This window comes from Enterobacter sp. BNK-22 (assembly GCF_048684805.1).
GTDB lineage: Bacteria > Pseudomonadota > Gammaproteobacteria > Enterobacterales > Enterobacteriaceae > Enterobacter > Enterobacter quasiroggenkampii.
On sequence record NZ_JBLQTT010000001.1, the window covers coordinates 3,828,530 to 3,847,074 of the forward strand.

Genomic DNA, 18,545 nt, shown 5'->3' on the forward strand with positions numbered 1-18,545 from the left:
CCACTTAAGGCTCCCCATACAACCCAATCAGCCGCCGCACCACGCCGTTTGTCCAGCCAAAACCGTCCTGCAGCGGATACTCACCCCCGCCACCTTCGCGCGGCGTGCTGCTGGCGATGTGGTACTTCTCGATTAGCTTATGGTGCGTCTGATAAAAATGGTTCACCGTATGCAGCCAGCTCCAGGCGATCTCATCCCCCAGCGAGTCGTTGCCATACTGCTTGAACCCCTGAATCGCCATCCACTGCAGCGGCGCCCAGCCGTTGGGTTTATCCCACTGCTCGCCGGTTTCATACTCGGTCGCCAGAATCCCGCCCGGCGTGAGCAGTCGCGCCTTGACCGCATCCGACAGGCGCTCAGCCTGCTCATGGGTCGCCATGCCGACATACAGCGGCACGATGCTGGCGGCAGAAAACAGTGCCAGCTCTTCACGTCGCCAGTCGTAGTCGCGGTAACAGCCGCTCTCCTCGTCCCACAGATAGCGGTTCACCGCCTCGCGACGATCGCTGGCTTTCTGGCGGAACAGGTCGGCCGTCTCTTTGTCCCCTTTCGACGCCGAGATGTTGGCAATGGCGCTTTCCAGCTTGAACAGGAAGGCGTTCAGGTCGATGGGGATAAACTGCGTCGTGCGGATGCTGGCGAGCCGCGACGGATCGCGCAGCCAGCGGGACGAATAGTCCCAGCCGGACGCAGCCCCTGCCCGCAGGTCGCGATAGACCTCGTTTGGCGGTCGCCCCGAGTGGCGCGCGGTTTCCACGTCCTCAATCCACGATTCGTCGCGCGGGGTATCACGGTCATCCCAGTAGCGGTTGAGCAATGAACCGTCCGGCATGCGCACGGCGCTGCGGTAGGCCTGGTTAAGCAGCAGCGACTCCGCGCCGTCCATCCAGAAGGCGTACTCCATTTTGAGGTGATCCAGATAGCGTTTTGCACCGCGCACGCCGTCCTCCTCAAACAGCTCTACCATCAGCGCAAAGACCGGCGGCTGGGAGCGGCTGAGATAATAGGTACGGTTGCCGTTGGGGATATGCCCGTAGCGTTCAATCAGCCAGGCGAAGTTGTCCGCCATGCACTTCAGCAGGTCGTTACGACCGCTCTCCGCCAGCCCCAGCATGGAGAAATAGGAATCCCAGTAGTAGGTCTCGCTGAATCGTCCGCCGGGAACGATATAGGCCTGCGGCAGCGCCAGCAGGGAAGACCAGGGAATATGATCCTGCGGCTCGCGCGTCAGCACCGGCCACAGGTTATCAATGTGCTCCTTCAGGGAGAGGCCCGGGTCGGAGACATACTCGGTGCCGAACGTTTCCGGCATCCAGAAGTGGTTCTCCACAAACTGGCGCAGGTCGAAGTCCCGGTGGCGTCTGACCTTGCGGTAGCGGATCAGGATATCCAACGGATCCATTTTCGGCGCGCAGTCGGGGAAGGTTTTGCTGTCCGCAAACAGCCGCGTCGACTGCACATGCTCGAACAGTTCAAGATAGCGGTCTGCGGGCGTCAACGCATCGGAGGCGGGTAGCCCCTCGATCATTTCGGGTTCCGGCTCCGCCTCAATCATTTCATCCAGTTTCAACTCGCAGGGATCGGTCTCGTAGCGCAGCTCTTCTGCAATCTCGAATTCGATGTTCTCGGTAGCCTGTAGTTTCTGGTTGAACATGGTGATAGGGACCTCCGGTTGTGTGTTCAAAAGACAGGTTTATCCGGGCGTCTTATAAGCGTAGACATTCGCTTCGGTAGAGGGGGAGGAATATGTGCGGTAGATCACTATTTTCGGAGCATTCGTTTTGCAACGATTTATGTATGTTAACAGTAGCCTCTCCAGGAGAGGCTACAGAACAAGAGGCCAGCCTGCCGGATCAAAGGCCTTGTTTTAGCCGCGTAGCAATCGGTTCAAATTCCTCGGTGGAATGGCGCTTGAGCGTATCAGGTGCGTTATCCTCAATGGCTTTCCAGTAGGCCCACGGCACCGGTTTTTTCCCCAGCTCATAGTCCATGGCGTCCCAGGCATCTTCACGAAAGGCATAAAATGCCCAGTGTGCATGATGTTTGTCGAGGACGGTCAGGACATCATTAAGCCACTGCCTGCAGCCCTGCAGCGTGCGAACGCAGCCAAACTCTCCCGCGACAACCCGGTTGGCCGGAATACCGTGCTGTTTCGCCCAGTCAAAGGGCGCGTTCATCCATCTCTCTATGGCCGTAGCGTCCCATTTCACCTTTTTACCCCCGAACGTGACCATGCCGGGATAGTCGAACGGCACTTTGCGGCGTGCATTTGGCGTGCTGGTGAAATCATAGGGCTCGTACATGTGGAAGCTGTAGAGCACCCGCTTATCCTCAAGCGCGGACGGCCAGCCAGAAAAACCACGCGCGGAGGCGTACCAGCCTCCATCGACCATTATCGGTGTGGTGGCATCGACCTCGCGGATGGCGGCAATAATCTGATTGTAGAGAGCGGGAAGGTTACGCGCCGTGCTTTGCTGCTGCTGATACCAGGTTTTTAACGCCTCTGGCGACGCCTGCTCGCTAATGTTGCCTCTTTTTTCAGGCGCGGGTTCATTGACCAGGTTCCAGGCCGCAATGCCCGGTTCGTCCTTCAGGGCCTGGGCCAAATCACGCCAGAACTGAGCGGCTTCCTGCCAGTATTTTTTGTCCTGCCAGATGCGGTCATCAAACTGGTTATTGTTATTTTGCGCCCAGCGCATGCCGGGTAAAGAGAGTGGGGCAATAACAACCTGTAGCCCGGCCGCGTGGGCTTTCCTGATGGAGGCTTTGAGCGTCGCGAGGTCTGCGGCCTCGAGCCCACGGTAACCGTCGGCGTTGCCGAGAAGAAAATCTCTCCCGGCAGGTTTCCATTTATCATAAGAGAGGCGAACCCACGTCGCGCCATAGCCACGCAGCGCATCATAGTATTCCTGTGTGGGCGGCAGGCGGTTAAAGCTGTTTCCACCGTGCTGAGGGGTATCCCAGAAGGTGACTTGGTCAGATGAGGAGGCAGCAAAGCAAAAAAGAAGCAGGGTCAACCCGATAAGCGCTTTCATCTCAATTCCTTTTTAGCGTGATGATGATTTTATATTCGCCGGGATGATGAGGCTTTGTCTTTAAATTATCGAGCCATATAAAAAAACTGGCCCGCAAAGGCCAGTTTTGATGACGTGCTTTCCTGCGAAAAGCCCTTAACGCATGGTCACAAACTCTTCCGCCGCCGTTGGGTGGATTGCCACGGTGTTATCGAAATCTTTCTTCGTTGCACCCATCTTCAGCGCCACGGCGAAGCCCTGCAGGATCTCGTCCATGCCGAAGCCGATGCCGTGGATACCGACAATCTTCTCGTCCGGACCGACGCAGACCAGCTTCATGCGGCAAGGCTGACGATGCGAGGTGACGGCGGTATACATCGCGGTGAAGGCTGATTTATACACTTTCACCTGGTCGTCGCCATACTGCTCGCGCGCCTGCGGCTCGGTTAAGCCGACGGTGCCGATTGGCGGGTGGCTGAAGACCACGGTCGGGATGTTGCTGTAGTCCAGATGCTCGTCCGGCTTGTTGTTAAACAGGCGCTCGGAAAGACGACGACCCGCCGCAACGGCCACCGGGGTCAGCTCAACCGCACCGGTATTGTCGCCGACCGCGTAAATGCCCGGTACGCTGGTGTTCTGGAATTTATCGACGACGATATAGCCTTTTTCGTCGGTTTTCACGCCCGTCACGCCCAGGTTGAAGTTATCGTTCGCCGGTTCACGGCCAATCGCCCAGATCAGGCAATCGACGGTCTGGCTGCGACCATCTTCCAGCTCCAGCGTCAGGCTGCCGTCTGCATTTTTTACGACCGCTTTTGGCACGGCGTTGGTATGCAGGGTTGGACCTTCGGTGTTCATCACTTCAACCAGCGTATCAACAATCAGCGGGTCAAAGCTGCGCAGCGGCGCGTGTTTACGCACGAACAGGTGCGCTTCGGCACCCAGACCGTTAATCACGCCAGCCAGCTCCACCGCGATGTAACCCGCGCCCACCACGGCAACGCGTTTTGGCAGGGCAGGCAGTTCGAAGAAACCGTCGGAGTCGATGCCGTATTCCACGCCCGGGATGTTCGGGTGGCTTGGGCGACCACCGGTAGCGATCAGGATGTGATCGGCGGTGATCGTCTCACCGTTTACTTCGATCGTTTTCGCATCAACAAAGCGAGCGAAACCGTGGATAACGTCGACGTTATTTTTGCCCAGCACGTTGTCGTACGAGGTATGAATACGGTCGATGTAGGCGGTACGGCTGGCGATCAGCTTGTCCCAGTCGAAGTGATTGATGGTGGTGTCAAAGCCGTAGTCCGGGCCATACATGTGGATAGCTTCACGGATTTGCGCCGCATGCCACATCACCTTCTTCGGTACACAACCCACGTTCACACAGGTGCCGCCCAGCGCTTTGGCTTCAATCAGCGCGCACTTCTGGCCATACATGGCCGCGCGGTTGATGGAGGCGATGCCGCCGCTGCCGCCGCCGATGGCGATGTAGTCATAATGCTTAGTCATAGCTTTTGTCCTTAATCGTGAATTGCCGCGATTGTATACCTGAAATCAATAGTTTCCACCGATGGCTGCGATTACTCCGGCACGATCCAACTGACGGAGGTATGGCCCGTACCGGCTGGCACCAGCGTTTTGTGCAGCCACGGCAGCACGTTGTTCATCTGCGCTTCGAGCTTCCACGGCGGGTTAATGACGATCATGCCCGAGGCGGTCATGCCGCGCTGGTCGCTGTCCGGACGTACCGCCAGCTCGATCTGCAGAATTTTGCGGATGCCGGTGGCTTCCAGGTCCTTGATCATGCGCTTAATTTGCGCACGCAGCACCACCGGATACCATAGGGCGTATGTCCCGGTGGCGAAGCGTTTGTAGCCTTCGTGGATACCGGTCACCACCGCCTGATAGTCGGTTTTGATTTCGTACGGCGGGTCGATCAGCACCAGGCCGCGACGGGAGACCGGCGGCAGCTTGGCTTTCAACTGCTGGTAGCCGTCGGCTTTTTCCACGCGGGCGCGGCTGTCTTTCTGGAATTCAGAGCGCAGCAGCGGGAAGTCGCTCGGGTGCAGCTCGGTCAGCTGGATGCTGTCCTGCTCGCGCAGCAGCTGGCGGGCAATCAGCGGGGATCCCGGGTAGTAGCGCAGCTGGCCATTGCGGTTGAAGTGATTCACCACGCCGATGTACGGCTCCAGCTCGGCAGGCAGGTCGTCCTGCTGCCAGATGCGGGCGATCCCTTCCAGATATTCACCGGTACGCTCGGCATGCTCACCGCTCAGCTGATAACGGCCCGCGCCCGCGTGGGTGTCCAGATAGAGAAACGGCTTCTCTTTCTCTTTGAGCGATTCGATGATCAGGCTCTGAACGGTGTGTTTAAGGACGTCGGCGTGGTTGCCTGCGTGGAAGCTGTGGCGATAACTGAGCATGGGTAATGATATTCCGCTGAATTGACGATTTGCCACAGTTTACAGCAGAACGGCGTAGATTACCCGTAGGCCCGGTAAGCGCAGCGCCACCGGGCTCTTTTCGACAACGTCCGGCATTGAAATCCTCTACACTTAACCCCATTCTAGATCGCATATGCACAGCGCCGGATGCGCGCTTCATTCATCTTATTCAACAGGACAGCGTTTATGACCAATCCATTACTGACGCCTTTTTCGTTGCCGCCGTTTTCTAAAATCCTCCCCGAGCATGTGGTTCCAGCCGTTACGCAATCGCTGGACAACTGCCGCGCGGCGGTAGAAAGCGTGGTAGCGCAGGGCGCGCCGTACACCTGGGAAAATCTGTGTCAGCCGCTGGCCGAAGTGGACGACGTGCTGGGGCGCATCTTCTCCCCGGTGAGCCACCTGAACTCGGTAAAAAACAGCCCGGAGCTGCGCGAAGCCTACGAGCAAACCCTGCCGCTGCTCTCTGAGTACAGCACCTGGGTTGGCCAGCACGAAGGGCTCTACAAAGCCTATCGCGACCTGCGCGACGGCGACCATTATGCCGAACTGAACACGGCGCAGAAAAAATCGGTCGATAACGCCCTGCGTGATTTTGAGCTGTCCGGGATAGGCCTGCCAAAAGAGAAGCAGACCCGCTACGGTGAAATCGCCGCGCGCTTGTCCGAGCTGGGTAACCAGTACAGCAACAACGTGCTCGACGCCACCATGGGCTGGACGAAGCTGATTACCGACGAAGCGGAGCTTTCCGGCATGCCGGAAAGCGCTCTGGCGGCGGCAAAAGCGCAGGCCGAGGCGAAAGAGCAGGACGGCTTCCTGCTAACTCTGGATATCCCGAGCTATCTGCCGGTGATGACCTACTGCGACAACCAGGCGCTTCGCGAAGAGATGTACCGCGCCTACAGCACCCGCGCCTCCGATCAGGGGCCGAATGCCGGTAAGTGGGACAACAGCCCGGTCATGGCGGAAATCCTCGCCCTGCGCCACGAGCTGGCCCAACTGCTGGGCTTCGAAAACTACGCCGATAAATCCCTCGCCACCAAAATGGCGGAAAATCCGCAGCAGGTGCTCGACTTCCTGACCGATCTGGCGAAACGCGCCCGTCCACAGGGTGAAAAAGAGCTGGCCCAACTGCGCGCCTTCGCGAAAGCGGAGTTCGGCGTGGACGAACTGCAGCCGTGGGACATTGCTTACTACAGCGAAAAACAGAAGCAGCACCTCTACAGCATCAGCGACGAGCAGCTGCGCCCGTATTTCCCGGAAAACAAAGCCGTTAACGGCCTGTTTGAAGTGGTGAAGCGCATCTATGGCATCACCGCCAAAGAGCGTACCGATATCGACGTCTGGCACCCGGACGTGCGCTTCTTCGAACTGTATGACGAGAAAAACGAACTGCGCGGCAGCTTCTACCTCGATCTCTACGCGCGTGAGAACAAGCGCGGCGGGGCGTGGATGGACGACTGCGTGGGCCAGATGCGTAAAGCAGACGGTTCTCTGCAGAAGCCGGTCGCCTACCTGACCTGTAACTTCAACCGTCCGGTAAACGGCAAACCTGCGCTCTTTACTCACGACGAAGTGATCACCCTGTTCCACGAGTTCGGTCACGGACTGCACCATATGCTGACCCGCATCGAAACCGCAGGCGTGGCAGGCATCAGCGGTGTGCCGTGGGATGCGGTCGAACTGCCGAGCCAGTTTATGGAAAACTGGTGCTGGGAGCCGGACGCGCTGGCGTTTATCTCCGGTCACTATGAGACCGGCGAACCACTGCCGAAAGAACTGCTGGATAAAATGCTGGCGGCGAAGAACTACCAGGCGGCGATGTTTATCCTGCGTCAGCTGGAGTTCGGCCTGTTCGATTTCCGCCTGCACGCCGAGTTCAGCCCGGAGCAGGGCGCGAAAATTCTTGAAACCCTGGCCGAGATTAAAAAGCAGGTTGCCGTTATTCCCGGGCCAACCTGGGGCCGCTTCCCGCACGCGTTCAGCCATATCTTTGCAGGCGGTTACGCGGCGGGTTACTACAGCTACCTGTGGGCCGACGTGCTGGCGGCGGATGCCTTCTCTCGTTTCGAAGAAGAGGGGATCTTCAACCGTGAAACTGGCCAGTCGTTCCTCGACAATATCCTGACCCGCGGCGGTTCCGAAGAGCCAATGGTGCTGTTCAAACGCTTCCGCGGACGCGAGCCGCAGCTGGATGCGATGCTTGAGCATTACGGGATCAAAGGCTGATTGTTACGTGAAGATCTGCTTAGTGGATGAAACGGGCGCCGGAGACGGCGCCTTATCTGTTCTGGCCGCCCGCTGGGGGCTGGAGCACGATGATGAAAACCCGATGGCGCTGGTGATGACCACAGCGCATCTGGAGTTACGCAAGCGCGACGAACCGAAGCTCGGCGGGATTTTTGTCGATTTTGTCGGTGGCGCGATGGCGCACCGGCGCAAGTTCGGCGGCGGTCGCGGCGAAGCGGTGGCTAAAGCGGTTGGGATTAAAGGAAGCTATCTGCCGGACGTGGTGGATGCCACGGCGGGGCTGGGGCGCGATGCGTTTGTGCTGGCGTCCGTCGGCTGTCGGGTGCGGATGCTGGAGCGTAATCCGGTAGTGGCGGCCCTGCTCGACGACGGTCTGAGCCGTGGCTACGCGGACCCGGAAATCGGCCCGTGGCTGCAGGAACGATTGCAGCTGATCCACGCCTCGAGCCTGACGGCGCTGACCGATATCACCCCGCGCCCGCAGGTGGTCTATCTCGACCCGATGTTTCCGCACAAGCAGAAAAGCGCGCTGGTGAAGAAAGAGATGCGGGTGTTTCAGTCTCTGGTGGGGCCTGATTTGGACGCGGATGGCCTGCTGGCGCCGGCTCGCCAGCTGGCGACGAAGCGGGTGGTGGTGAAGCGCCCTGACTATGCGCCGCCGCTGGCGGACGTTGCCACGACCAATGCGGTGACCACCAAAGGGCACCGGTTTGATATCTACTCAGGCACGCCGGAATAAAAAAAGCCGGGTGGCGGCTTCGCCTTACCCGGCCTACAGTTAGTGCCGTTTGTAGGCCCGGTAAGCGTTAGCGCCACCGGGCTTTTTTGCACTTACTCGTCTTCTTCGTCACGCAGTGGAACAATCAGCATATCCACGTGAACGGTGTTAATCAGCTGGCGCGCGGAAGACATCAGCTTGCTCCAGAAGTCCTGATGGTGACCACACACCACCAGGTCCATGTCATATTTCTTGATCGCATCAACCAGTACCTGGCCCAGGTCGCCGCTGCCGCTCAGGGTTTCGGTAATCGGGTAGCCTGCGTTAGTGGACAGTTCGCTCAGGGCGTGGTGCGTCTCTTCGGAGATACGCTTCTGCATATCGCCCAGATTGACGTCGATCAGACCGGTGTAGAGGTCGGAGTAATTCACATCAACGTGAATCAGCGAAACTTTCGCGTTGTAGGGACGTGCCATGGATACCGCTTTATCAACCAGCACTTTGCTCTCCGGGGAGAGGTCTACCGCGATGAGAATGTGTTTGTAAGCCATAGTGTTACTCCTTCCTTAAGTTATCGATGACTAAATGGGAAAGCCGTCGTCTGATGCTTTCATTACGGCCCAGTTAAACATATTTTTCAAGCTTTGGTGTTGATAACGATTAACCTTGTGGCAAAAAAATTAACGGATCTCCTACACTATTAAATGAGCCGTTCGGATATTAAAACGCGAACCGGATCGACTTTTGGTCATTCTTTCACTGAACTGTCTGTCAGGGCATTGGGGTGCGGTAGCTCAGAAGCCTTGCTTCGTGGGCGGACGCCGGGGAGGATGTATGATTAGCACCGTCGCATTGTTTTGGGCGTTATGCGTTGTTTGCATAGTGAATATGGCGCGCTACTTCTCATCGTTACGTGCGCTGTTAGTGGTACTTCGTGGTTGCGATCCGTTGCTTTATCAGTATGTGGACGGTGGAGGGTTCTTCACCTCGCATGGACAGCCCAGCAAACAGATGCGTCTGGTGGGATATATTTACTACCAGCGCTACCGCGATCATCACGATGAAGAGTTTATCCGTCGCTGCGAGCGCCTGCGTCGTCAGTTCATTTTAACCAGCGCCCTGTGTGGCCTGGTCGTGGTCAGCATGATTGCATTGATGATTTGGCACTGAGCATCACAGCAGGCGGGGTCAGCCCCGCCTTCTTTCCTCTGGCTCAGGGCTTAACCGTGAACCGAAGATCGGAGATATCGCTCTCAATCGAAATAACCTTTCCGCTATAGGTGATATTAACGTCTCCGTTTGTATCAATGCTGGCCGCAGTGATTGTACCCGAACCTTCAATGACAGGATGCTTCATAGCCAACTGATGGATAATGTCGGTGTCTTTCCCTGTTATCTTTTCCGAGAGATAGTAACGGTAGATTGTGGGTACGGTGGCGCCACCCTGATTGTTCACGGTCATATAGAGCCAGACGCTGTCAGATAATTTATAAACGCGTTGAAGTGCATCGTTATTTCGCTGATTAGGCTGGTGGTTTAGCCACACAAATCCAATGACCAGAGCCAGAAGCGAAACCGTAACAAGGCGATGAATCCATTTAGTAGCCGTTTTGAATGGCATACTCTATTCCTTCTCTGATATTGCGTTGGTCCGTTGGATCGTCCCCGTAAGGCGGCTTTTCGTACCATTTTCCCCATTCAGGTTTTGACGTGCCAGCACGGCTTTGAGCCCAACCTGCTCCCATAAGAAGGATGTTTGCAGGAATGCCTGCTGCAGTTCCGGCGGCTCCGAAGTTGAAATTACCAAATGCAGCAAAATAAGGGTCGAACTTTTTGTAATCCCAGGGACCACCATTTCGGACTTTTTGGTAGAACCAGTAATACGTTGAGGGAGTGGCCATGTTACGCGACATGCCATGAAGACGTGCTTCACGCATATTATTTGCTATAACCATTGAGCCAGGTCCTGAAATTGGGACAGAAGCCATACATTCTCCTTTGTCTGGTTTTTCTTCTGACCGTCATCATAGTGTTATCTTCGCAGCTCTTTTGAGCAAAAAATGTTCAGGAAATCCTAATGTTATAAACTGTTCGATTGCAAATAACAGCCATAAAAAAAGCGGGTCAGTTTCCTGACCCGCTTTTTTGTCGCTTTCAACCGATTAAATCAGCTTCAGCGAAATCCAGTACAGCCCGCCAGACAGCAGGATGGATGCCGGAAGGGTGAACACCCAGGCCATCAGAATGTTGGTCACGGTTTTGCGCTGCAGGCCGCCACCGTCAACAATCATGGTACCTGCCACGGACGAGGAGAGTACGTGGGTGGTGGATACCGGCATACCGGTGTAGCTCGCCAGACCGATAGACACTGCCGCCGTCATCTGAGCGGACATACCCTGCGCATAGGTCATGCCTTTCTTACCGATCTTCTCGCCGATGGTGGTCGCCACACGACGCCAGCCAATCATCGTACCGATACCGAGTGCCAGTGCGACCGCCATGATGATCCAGATTGGCGCGTACTCAATGGTGTTGAGCATATCGCCTTTCAGTTTCTTCAGGAGACGCTGGTCGTCAGCATTCACGTCAGGCAGCTTCGCCACTTTATCCGTCACATCAGAGATGCACAGCATAATGCGACGCAGCTGACCACGCTGCTCAACGGTCAGTTTGTCATAACTTTCGATATTGCCCAGCATGCCTTTGGCACGTTCCAGCGCGTTAATCGCGTTTGCCGGATGGCAGTGGAATTCGCCAGGCGCGGTGGTAGCACCGGCTTCCGGAGACGGAATCAACTGGTCAACGCCGGTCGCTTTTTTCAGCAGCTCAGGGTGCTGCTGGAAGTAGGTTTCAACGTTGTTGACCGCATCACGGGTCCGGGTGATTTCGTAGCCGGAGGCGTTCATGTTAACCACGAAGCCTGCCGGAGCAACGCCGATCAGTACCAGCATCACCAGACCAATGCCTTTCTGACCATCGTTCGCGCCGTGTGAGAAAGCCACACCAATTGCGGAAATGATCAGGGCGATACGCGTCCAGAATGGCGGCTTTTTCTTGCCGTCTTTCTTTTCACGCTCTGCTGGCGTCAGGTGAATACGGGAGCGTTTTTTGGTATTGCTCCAGTAACGACGCAGGATGAAGATCAGCCCGCCTGCCACCACCAGACCCACGATAGGGGAGACGATGAGAGAGGCAAAGATCCCCAGTACTTTCGGGATATTTAACGCATCAACAACCGATGTACCGGTCATGAGGGCGTTGGTTAACCCGATACCGATAATCGCGCCGATGAGGGTGTGAGAACTGGATGCAGGCAGGCCGAAATACCAGGTACCGAGGTTCCAGATAATTGCAGCAAGCAGCATTGAGAACACCATAGCGAGGCCATGGCCAGAACTTACGTTAAGCAGCAGATCTGTTGGCAGCATATGCACAATGGCATACGCAACGCTCAGTCCGCCCAGGAGGACACCAAAAAAGTTAAATACCGCCGCCATAACAACCGCAAGCTGCGATCGCATTGCGCGAGTGTAGATAACCGTCGCTACTGCGTTTGCAGTGTCGTGGAAGCCGTTGATCGCTTCGTAAAACAGTACAAAAACCAGAGCAAGCAAGAGTAAAAGCCCGGTATGTAAATCCAGGCCGGCAAACAAATGTAGCATAGGACGTTACGCCATTTTGAGGACATGAACGCGGCGCATTATCCAGGACAAATGCGCAACGGGCAAAGTGAAATATAGACTTTTTTTGACATACCACCTGAATTGAGAAAAGTGCCTGAAAGGATATTCTTTAAATTTCAATGGAATGGCTTTGTAATATCTTTTTACGCTGGTGTGACCACAGAGGAAACTTTACAATCCGCGGCAGTTAACAAAGAGGGTTTTGACGTGGAAAGGTTTGATGCCGTGGTAATTGGCGCCGGTGCGGCGGGTATGTTTTGTGCGGCAATGGCCGGACAGGCGGGTCGTCGCGTGCTGCTGCTGGATAACGGTAAAAAGCCAGGCCGTAAGATCCTGATGTCCGGCGGCGGGCGCTGCAACTTTACTAACCTGTATGTTGAACCCGCGGCCTATTTGAGCCAAAACCGTCATTTTTGTAAATCTGCGCTGGCGCGTTATACCCAGTGGGACTTTATCGACCTGGTGGGAAAGCACGGTATCGCATGGCATGAGAAGACGCTGGGCCAGCTATTCTGCGACGACTCCGCGCAGCAGATTGTCGATATGCTGGTGGCCGAGTGCGAGAAGGGCGGCGTGGTCATGCGCCTGCGCACAGAGGTGCTGGAGGTTTCCCGCGACGACCAGGGCTACACGCTGCAGCTCAACGGCGAAACCGTCAGTGCCGATAATCTGGTGATCGCCAGCGGCGGCCTCTCTATGCCGGGGCTGGGCGCTTCCCCGTTCGGCTATAAGATTGCCGAACAGTTTGGCCTGAACGTTTTGCCTACGCGCGCCGGGCTGGTGCCGTTCACGCTGCATAAACCGCTTCTGGAACAGCTTCAGACGCTGTCTGGCGTGTCTGTTCCCTCCGTTATCACCGCCGAAGACGGCACGGTGTTTCGCGAAAACCTGCTCTTTACCCATCGCGGCCTCTCCGGCCCGGCGGTACTGCAAATCTCCAGCTACTGGCAGCCGGGGGAGTTTGTCACGGTTAACCTGCTCCCGGACTGCGATCTCGATGCGTTCCTCAACGAGCAGCGTACCGCGCACCCGAATCAAAGCCTGAAAAACACGCTGGCAATGCAGCTGCCGAAGCGTCTGGTGGAGTGTTTGCAGGTGCTGGGGCAGATCCCCGACGTGTCGCTTAAGCAGCTTAACAGCCGCGAACAGGAGACGCTGGTGGAGACCCTGACAAACTGGCGCGTGCAGCCAAACGGCACGGAAGGCTACCGCACCGCGGAAGTCACGCTGGGCGGGGTCGACACGAATGAACTCTCTTCCCGCACCATGGAAGCGCGCAACGTACCCGGGCTCTATTTTATTGGTGAAGTGATGGATGTGACCGGCTGGCTCGGCGGATACAACTTCCAGTGGGCATGGGCAAGTGCCTGGGCATGTGCTCAGGCGCTGGCAGAGAAATAATCACGTAACGCAATTATTGCACCAACTTTTCCTCTCCCTTCGACTAAGCTTCGACCAGATGCCCCGCCGCGTTCGCGGGGCCATACTCCTTTTGGTCAGAGCACGTACCATGCAGCTAATCAGCATTATTATTTTGCTTACCCTAACCGTGGTGATTCATTCGCTGTGGATGTTTGGCGTTTTAAAATTCATTACGTTAGAGGTCGATTCTGCGGTACGCATTGTTTTACGCAATGTCGGCATCGTGATCTCTATGATTTTCGCCCATCTCCTGGAAGCCGGGCTGTTTGCTGCGTTTTATTTTGTCATCGACGCGTTTAATGACTGGAACACCAGCTTCTACTTTTCGCTGGTGAGCTATGCGACGGTAGGGTACGGCGACGTCACGTTACCCCAGCACTGGCGGCTCATCGGCGGGGTGGAAGGACTGGTGGGCGCGTTGATGGTAGGCTGGTCTGTGGCGGTTCTGGTCGCGGTGCTGCAGCGTTTACGTGGCATGAGCGCCTAAACGGCAGATGCGCAATCCCCGCCTGGTAAGGTAAAGTACCCCTCCTTGCGTAGCCGATTGGGCTGCGGCTTTAAGGGTGAAGAGGCTGATTAACGGCCCGCCCTGTTTCGTTCCTGGTTTACGCCAGTTTGCATGGTTCTGTGTTTTGTCTGCCAAAAGGGTTTTGTATGTCTGCTGCTCATCTCGGTTTCCCGACGGAAACCGTTGTTGTCTTTGTGGTGATGGCCGTTGGGGCGATGTTTATCGACCTCTTTATGCACCGTCACGACAAACCGATCTCGCTGAAAAGCGCCGCCATGTGGTCCATCTTCTGGGTCATGATGGCGATGGCCTTCGCCGGGTTCCTGTACGTTCACCACGGCGCCGAGATGGCGAGCCTGTTCCTTACCGGCTATGCGCTGGAAGAGGTGCTCTCCGTCGATAACCTGTTCGTGATGATGGCGATCTTCGCCTGGTTTGGCGTGCCGGATAAGTACCGTCACCGTGTGCTCTACTGGGGCGTGCTGGGGGCGATTGTCTTCCGCGGTATTTTCGTGGCTATCGGCACCAGCCTGTTAAGCCTGGGGCCCTACGTCGAAGTGATTTTCGCGCTGGTCGTCGGCTGGACGGCGGTGATGATGCTCAGACGTAATGAAGAGAGTGACGAAGTGGAAGATTACTCGGGTCATCTCGCCTATCGCCTGGTAAAACGCTTCTATCCGGTCTGGCTGAAAATCAGCAGCAATGCCTTTATTCTGACGCAGAAAGAGGTGGATGCGGAGCTTGAAAAGCCGGAAAACCAGGACGTGATGGTCGGACGCGTGAAGAAGGCGAAGCGCTATGCGACGCCGCTATTGCTGTGCGTGGCCGTGGTCGAACTCTCTGACGTGATGTTCGCATTTGACTCCGTGCCGGCCATTATTGCCGTGAGCCGCGAGCCGCTGATTATCTATAGCGCCATGATGTTCGCTATTCTTGGTCTGCGTACGCTTTACTTCGTGCTGGAAGCGCTGAAGCAGTATCTGGTGCACCTCGAGAAAGCCGTGGTGCTGCTGCTGTTCTTCGTGGCGTTCAAGCTGGGGTTAAATGCCACCGATCACTTCTGGCATCACGGTTACAGCATTGGCGCGACGGCCAGCCTGTTTGTGGTATTGGGCGTGCTGGCGCTGGGAATTATTGCGAGCGTGATGTTCCCGGGGAAACGTGAGGCCTGATGTTCCGCCCGGTGGCGCTTCGCTTACCGGGCCTACAGTTTGGTTTTCTCCCTCTCCCTGTGGGAGAGGGCTGGGGTGAGGGCACCAGACCGCACCTAACCCTTAATCGGTGAATTCCGGCGCTTGCGCGGCGGGTGGAAGTGCCGCCAGTGCGGATCCTGCGCCGCCGCCAGCAGCTCGTGATCGCCGCGGGTGTCTCCCCAGGCGCGCAGGTGATAGGCGTTCAGATCGCCATACACTTTTTCCAGCCTGGCCACCTTCTGGGCGCAGCGGCAGTTGTGGCCCGTGATGCGCCCCGTCAGCTTGCCGTTTTTCACTTCCAGCTGCGTGCCAATCAGCTTAATGCCCAGTTTGTCAGCCCACGGCTGAAGCACCAGTGCCGGAGACGCGGAACAGATGGTCACCTCCGCACCGGAATTCACCTCGGCCGCCACGGCCAGAACCCCTTCGGGGCGCATCAGCTTGTTCCAGTATTTTTCGCAAAACGCTTCCGCCTGCTGGCGCAACCAGTGTTCATCCACGCCCGTCAGGAACGTTTTAATCAGCACTTCCTTCAACTCATCGCGCGTCAGCTTGCGACGCACGCAGTGGAGCGTGGGCAGCGCCATCCGCACCAGGCGGCCCGCGAAGTAACGTTTCCCGAAGGCAAAGCGCAGGAAAGGGATAAAGCTGTCGTGGTGCGTTAACGTCCCATCAAAGTCAAAGACAGAGAGCACGCTGGATTTCGCCACCGTCTCGTCGGCAATCATATTGGTCATAAATACGTCTTAGCTGAAATACACATTCTGTGGATCAGTTTACCTGCTTTACCAGGACAGTCCTTACATCACCACCATTTTTTTCTCGATCTTGCGATCTCAAAGTGAGTCCAATTTTGGCCTCGATAAGAATTGGTGAAAAAATGATCTGTCTATATTATCGCCACATCGCACGATATTTAGGGGAACCCTTTGGCCCCCACAGGTAAGGAAAAACTCACTCACTACCTCTTTCTTGATATGACTCTTAGATCGTTTATTTCAATCCTAACGTTTAGTTTTGCGTCGTTTTCTGCATTCAGTTTTCAACTTCCCGCGTCGATGTTATCGATGAACCATGAACTGGCAGTCTCGCCAGCGAAATCTGCGCTGATGCAACAGGATACGGGCCCGCTGCGCTCGCGCATGCTCGATCAATACCAAAAGTGGAAGGGAACCCAGTATCAGTGGGGCGGTACCACGCGCCGCGGGGTGGATTGCTCCGCGCTCATGCAGCACCTGTTCAGCGATGCGGCGCATCTTAATTTACCGCGCACGACCGGCGAGCAGATCCACCGCGGGGTGCAGGTGACGCAATACCGCCTGAGGCCCGGAGATCTGGTGTTCTTCCAGACGGGTCCGAACCGCAGGCATGTCGGCGTTTATATTGGCAATAGCCAGTTCATTCATGCCTCAAGCAGCCAGGGCGTCACGGTCTCAACCCTGACGGATGCTTACTGGCAGGCGCACTACATTACTGCCCGTCGGGTTGCAGGCAGTGCAGCCTGACAGCCTCAGATGATGTCATCCACGACGCCGCCATCAACGCGCAGCGCCGCGCCCGAGGTGGCGGAAGCCTGGGGCGAACAGACATAAATCACCATATTGGCCACCTCTTCAACCGTGGCCGCGCGCTGGATCACCGAGCTGGGGCGGTTGGCCATCACAAACTCTTTCGCCAGTTGCTCCAGCGATTTACCGGTTTTTTCGATTTCATCCTTCATCATCTCTGCGAAACCGTCCGACATCGTTGGCCCCGGCAAGACGCTGTTGACCGTCACGCCGCTTCCCGCCACGAACTTCGCCAGCCCGCGCGCCAGCGAGAGTTGCGCCGTTTTGGTCACCCCGTAATGGATCATATCCGCCGGGATATTGCAGGCCGACTCGGAGGAGATAAACACCACCCGCCCCCAGCCTTTTTGCACCATGCCTGGCAGCAAGGCGCGGGACAGACGCACGCCGGACATCACGTTGGTCTGCCAGTAACGCTCCCAGGTTTCATCGTCGGTGGAATAGAAATCCTGCGGGCCGTAAATCCCGGCATTGTTAACCAGAATGTCGACGTTATTCGCTACCTTGAGGAGCGACTCGACCCCTTCCGCCGTGCTGAGATCGGCAATCGCGGCGCGCACCTGGACACCCGGCACCACCTGCTGCAGCTGCTGAATGCCTTTATTCACCGATTCCGTGCTGCGGCCATTGACGATCACCTCGGCACCGCTTTCTGCCAGCCCTCTGGCAATGGCGAACCCGATCCCGCCGGTTGAGGCGGTCACCAGCGCCACTTTCCCCGTAAAGTCGATTTTCATCATCCGCTCCTTATCGTTTTAACGTTCGGACCTTAAAGCGTAGCAGGTGAGGATGACGGCTCCTGGCTAAAAAGGCGCAGCAGCGTCTCCACCTGCTCGTCAAGCGGGGCGAGGGAGCGCTTAACAATCAGGTGAAGCGGCGTCGCTCTGCGTGCACCGTGGCTCAGCGGCAGGCGTTTCAGGATGCCTTGATCCAGCTGAGTCTGGATGCGTTCCTCCGGCAGCCAGCCGTAGCCGACCTGAGAGAGGACGGCCTCAATGGCGGCATCGATGGTGGAGAAGGTCCATGACTCACCGGCCGCGCGCGCGGCGGGCTGGCTGTCCGCAATCTGAATGAGCGGCCACGGGCGTAGCATGTCATCGTTAAGCGGCGCGTCGAGGTCAAAGAGGGGGTGCTGATGGTGGGCCACGGCAATAAAGTCGATATTCATCAGCCATTCGCCGAGCCCGGTCATGTCCTGGCGGCGGGTGAGGACCATCACATCGGCTTCGTCGTTAATGGCGTCGTCCCGGGTGTTTTCCAGCACCTCGGTGAGTCGTACCTGGGTTTGCGGATACTGCTGCTGGAACTGGCGCAGAATGGCAAACAGGCGGCGGCGGGGGAAAATGGAATCCACCACCAGATCCAGGCGCGTGCGCATTCCGTTGCGAAGGGTCGCTGCGCGCGTCTCAACGTACGAAAAGGCTTTCAGCAGCGGTTTAACCTGGTTGAGCAGCAGTTCTCCTGCCGGCGTTAACACCGCCCGTCGTCCTTCCGGCACCAGGAGGGCCACGCCCAGCCGCTCCTGCAGCAGCGACAGGTTATAGCTCACGGAAGACTGGCTGCGGTGCGTTTCTTCCGCCGCTCGGGCAAAGCTGCCCGCCTCGACCACTTTCGCCAGTAAAGACCATTGTTCAAGCGTCGTCTTATGCATAATTTATCTAAAATTTGGATGAATTTGATTAAAACATAGCGTTATTCATTCATTTTTTGAAGGGGTACGATCGTCTCATCAAAACAAAGGAGAC

18 protein-coding genes are annotated in these 18,545 nt (G+C 56.7%); 7 read left to right on the plus strand and 11 right to left on the minus strand.

Translation table 11 applies throughout. From position 1 onward, the window contains the following. Positions 1 to 4 precede the first annotated feature (4 nt). The 4 genes from ACMGGE_RS18005 to ACMGGE_RS18020 form a co-directional block, all read right to left on the minus strand. Entirely contained in the window at positions 5 to 1,654 is a 1,650-nt protein-coding gene (locus tag ACMGGE_RS18005; RefSeq protein ID WP_024908843.1) for an alpha,alpha-trehalase, read from the minus strand. A gap of 199 nt (positions 1,655 to 1,853) precedes the next feature. Then, entirely contained in the window at positions 1,854 to 3,035 is a 1,182-nt protein-coding gene (locus ACMGGE_RS18010) for a glycoside hydrolase family 5 protein (protein ID WP_420294012.1), read from the minus strand. Between the two features lie 135 nt (positions 3,036 to 3,170). Next, a complete protein-coding gene (gene gorA / locus ACMGGE_RS18015; RefSeq protein ID WP_008503120.1) occupies positions 3,171 to 4,523 on the minus strand; it encodes a glutathione-disulfide reductase in 1,353 nt (450 codons plus the stop codon). Between the two features lie 71 nt (positions 4,524 to 4,594). Further along, on the minus strand, positions 4,595 to 5,437 hold the full coding sequence (locus ACMGGE_RS18020) for a 23S rRNA (adenine(2030)-N(6))-methyltransferase RlmJ (protein ID WP_008503119.1): 843 nt from the start codon (positions 5,435 to 5,437) through the stop codon (positions 4,595 to 4,597). A gap of 207 nt (positions 5,438 to 5,644) precedes the next feature. On the opposite strand from ACMGGE_RS18020, the gene prlC reads away from it, so the two are divergent. Together prlC and rsmJ are read left to right on the plus strand one after the other, a co-directional pair. Next, entirely contained in the window at positions 5,645 to 7,687 is a 2,043-nt protein-coding gene (gene prlC / locus ACMGGE_RS18025) for an oligopeptidase A (protein ID WP_048027782.1), read from the plus strand. 7 nt (positions 7,688 to 7,694) lie between these two features. Then, positions 7,695 to 8,447 carry a 16S rRNA (guanine(1516)-N(2))-methyltransferase RsmJ gene (gene rsmJ, locus ACMGGE_RS18030; protein ID WP_045416997.1) on the plus strand — a complete coding sequence of 251 codons (753 nt, stop codon included), beginning with the start codon at positions 7,695 to 7,697 and terminating at the stop codon, positions 8,445 to 8,447. Positions 8,448 to 8,539: 92 nt separating this feature from the next. Here rsmJ and uspA read toward each other — a convergent pair whose 3' ends face one another. Continuing rightward, on the minus strand, positions 8,540 to 8,977 hold the full coding sequence (gene uspA / locus ACMGGE_RS18035; RefSeq protein WP_003861223.1) for a universal stress protein UspA: 438 nt from the start codon (positions 8,975 to 8,977) through the stop codon (positions 8,540 to 8,542). Between the two features lie 283 nt (positions 8,978 to 9,260). Between uspA and uspB the strand changes: the two genes are divergently transcribed. Further along, positions 9,261 to 9,596: a universal stress protein UspB gene (gene uspB, locus ACMGGE_RS18040; RefSeq protein WP_003861224.1), complete on the plus strand. Its 336-nt coding sequence runs from the start codon at positions 9,261 to 9,263 to the stop codon at positions 9,594 to 9,596. 43 nt (positions 9,597 to 9,639) lie between these two features. On the opposite strand, the gene ACMGGE_RS18045 is transcribed toward uspB, so the two are convergent. From ACMGGE_RS18045 to pitA, 3 genes are all read right to left on the minus strand, one after another. Beyond that, positions 9,640 to 10,047 carry a hypothetical protein gene (locus ACMGGE_RS18045; RefSeq protein WP_262781015.1) on the minus strand — a complete coding sequence of 136 codons (408 nt, stop codon included), beginning with the start codon at positions 10,045 to 10,047 and terminating at the stop codon, positions 9,640 to 9,642. After that, a complete protein-coding gene (locus ACMGGE_RS18050) occupies positions 10,025 to 10,414 on the minus strand; it encodes a polymorphic toxin type 44 domain-containing protein (protein ID WP_063622762.1) in 390 nt (129 codons plus the stop codon). Before ACMGGE_RS18050 ends, ACMGGE_RS18045 begins: the two co-directional genes overlap by 23 nt. 174 nt (positions 10,415 to 10,588) lie before the next feature. Beyond that, positions 10,589 to 12,088, minus strand: a complete 1,500-nt coding sequence (gene pitA / locus ACMGGE_RS18055; RefSeq protein ID WP_008503116.1) for an inorganic phosphate transporter PitA — start codon at positions 12,086 to 12,088, stop codon at positions 10,589 to 10,591. A gap of 228 nt (positions 12,089 to 12,316) precedes the next feature. Here pitA and ACMGGE_RS18060 point away from each other — a divergent pair, with 228 nt between their 5' ends. From ACMGGE_RS18060 to ACMGGE_RS18070, 3 genes are all read left to right on the plus strand, one after another. Beyond that, the gene (locus ACMGGE_RS18060) at positions 12,317 to 13,510 is read left to right on the plus strand and encodes an NAD(P)/FAD-dependent oxidoreductase (RefSeq protein WP_235402449.1); all 1,194 of its coding nucleotides are present in this window, start codon (positions 12,317 to 12,319) and stop codon (positions 13,508 to 13,510) included. A 109-nt stretch (positions 13,511 to 13,619) separates the two neighbouring features. Continuing rightward, entirely contained in the window at positions 13,620 to 14,018 is a 399-nt protein-coding gene (locus tag ACMGGE_RS18065; RefSeq protein WP_063622758.1) for a potassium channel family protein, read from the plus strand. Positions 14,019 to 14,185: 167 nt separating this feature from the next. Beyond that, the gene (locus ACMGGE_RS18070; RefSeq protein ID WP_420294013.1) at positions 14,186 to 15,211 is read left to right on the plus strand and encodes a TerC/Alx family metal homeostasis membrane protein; all 1,026 of its coding nucleotides are present in this window, start codon (positions 14,186 to 14,188) and stop codon (positions 15,209 to 15,211) included. A 95-nt stretch (positions 15,212 to 15,306) separates the two neighbouring features. Here the strand turns inward: ACMGGE_RS18070 and ACMGGE_RS18075 are convergent, their stop codons facing one another. Then, a complete protein-coding gene (locus tag ACMGGE_RS18075) occupies positions 15,307 to 15,969 on the minus strand; it encodes an HAD family hydrolase (RefSeq protein WP_074180434.1) in 663 nt (220 codons plus the stop codon). Between the two features lie 321 nt (positions 15,970 to 16,290). Here ACMGGE_RS18075 and ACMGGE_RS18080 point away from each other — a divergent pair, with 321 nt between their 5' ends. After that, a complete protein-coding gene (locus tag ACMGGE_RS18080; protein ID WP_175481451.1) occupies positions 16,291 to 16,737 on the plus strand; it encodes an NlpC/P60 family protein in 447 nt (148 codons plus the stop codon). Between the two features lie 5 nt (positions 16,738 to 16,742). Here ACMGGE_RS18080 and ACMGGE_RS18085 read toward each other — a convergent pair whose 3' ends face one another. After that, positions 16,743 to 17,537 carry an SDR family NAD(P)-dependent oxidoreductase gene (locus ACMGGE_RS18085; RefSeq protein WP_039267173.1) on the minus strand — a complete coding sequence of 265 codons (795 nt, stop codon included), beginning with the start codon at positions 17,535 to 17,537 and terminating at the stop codon, positions 16,743 to 16,745. Between the two features lie 32 nt (positions 17,538 to 17,569). After that, positions 17,570 to 18,451 (minus strand): LysR family transcriptional regulator, encoded by an 882-nt coding sequence (locus ACMGGE_RS18090; RefSeq protein ID WP_048027758.1) that lies wholly within the window; start codon positions 18,449 to 18,451, stop codon positions 17,570 to 17,572. Between the last annotated feature and the right edge of the window lie 94 nt (positions 18,452 to 18,545).

Excerpts from the sequence above, each read along its gene's own strand:
- ACMGGE_RS18005 (WP_024908843.1), bottom strand. The coding sequence starts at position 1,654 with ATGTTCAACCAGAAACTACAGGCTACCGAGAACATCGAATTCGAGATT.
- ACMGGE_RS18010 (WP_420294012.1), bottom strand. The coding sequence starts at position 3,035 with ATGAAAGCGCTTATCGGGTTGACCCTGCTTCTTTTTTGCTTTGCTGCC.
- gorA (WP_008503120.1), bottom strand. The coding sequence starts at position 4,523 with ATGACTAAGCATTATGACTACATCGCCATCGGCGGCGGCAGCGGCGGC.
- ACMGGE_RS18020 (WP_008503119.1), bottom strand. The coding sequence starts at position 5,437 with ATGCTCAGTTATCGCCACAGCTTCCACGCAGGCAACCACGCCGACGTC.
- prlC (WP_048027782.1), top strand. The coding sequence starts at position 5,645 with ATGACCAATCCATTACTGACGCCTTTTTCGTTGCCGCCGTTTTCTAAA.
- uspA (WP_003861223.1), bottom strand. The coding sequence starts at position 8,977 with ATGGCTTACAAACACATTCTCATCGCGGTAGACCTCTCCCCGGAGAGC.
- uspB (WP_003861224.1), top strand. The coding sequence starts at position 9,261 with ATGATTAGCACCGTCGCATTGTTTTGGGCGTTATGCGTTGTTTGCATA.
- ACMGGE_RS18045 (WP_262781015.1), bottom strand. The coding sequence starts at position 10,047 with ATGCCATTCAAAACGGCTACTAAATGGATTCATCGCCTTGTTACGGTT.
- ACMGGE_RS18050 (WP_063622762.1), bottom strand. The coding sequence starts at position 10,414 with ATGGCTTCTGTCCCAATTTCAGGACCTGGCTCAATGGTTATAGCAAAT.
- pitA (WP_008503116.1), bottom strand. The coding sequence starts at position 12,088 with ATGCTACATTTGTTTGCCGGCCTGGATTTACATACCGGGCTTTTACTC.
- ACMGGE_RS18065 (WP_063622758.1), top strand. The coding sequence starts at position 13,620 with ATGCAGCTAATCAGCATTATTATTTTGCTTACCCTAACCGTGGTGATT.
- ACMGGE_RS18070 (WP_420294013.1), top strand. The coding sequence starts at position 14,186 with ATGTCTGCTGCTCATCTCGGTTTCCCGACGGAAACCGTTGTTGTCTTT.
- ACMGGE_RS18075 (WP_074180434.1), bottom strand. The coding sequence starts at position 15,969 with ATGACCAATATGATTGCCGACGAGACGGTGGCGAAATCCAGCGTGCTC.
- ACMGGE_RS18080 (WP_175481451.1), top strand. The coding sequence starts at position 16,291 with ATGTTATCGATGAACCATGAACTGGCAGTCTCGCCAGCGAAATCTGCG.
- ACMGGE_RS18085 (WP_039267173.1), bottom strand. The coding sequence starts at position 17,537 with ATGAAAATCGACTTTACGGGGAAAGTGGCGCTGGTGACCGCCTCAACC.
- ACMGGE_RS18090 (WP_048027758.1), bottom strand. The coding sequence starts at position 18,451 with ATGCATAAGACGACGCTTGAACAATGGTCTTTACTGGCGAAAGTGGTC.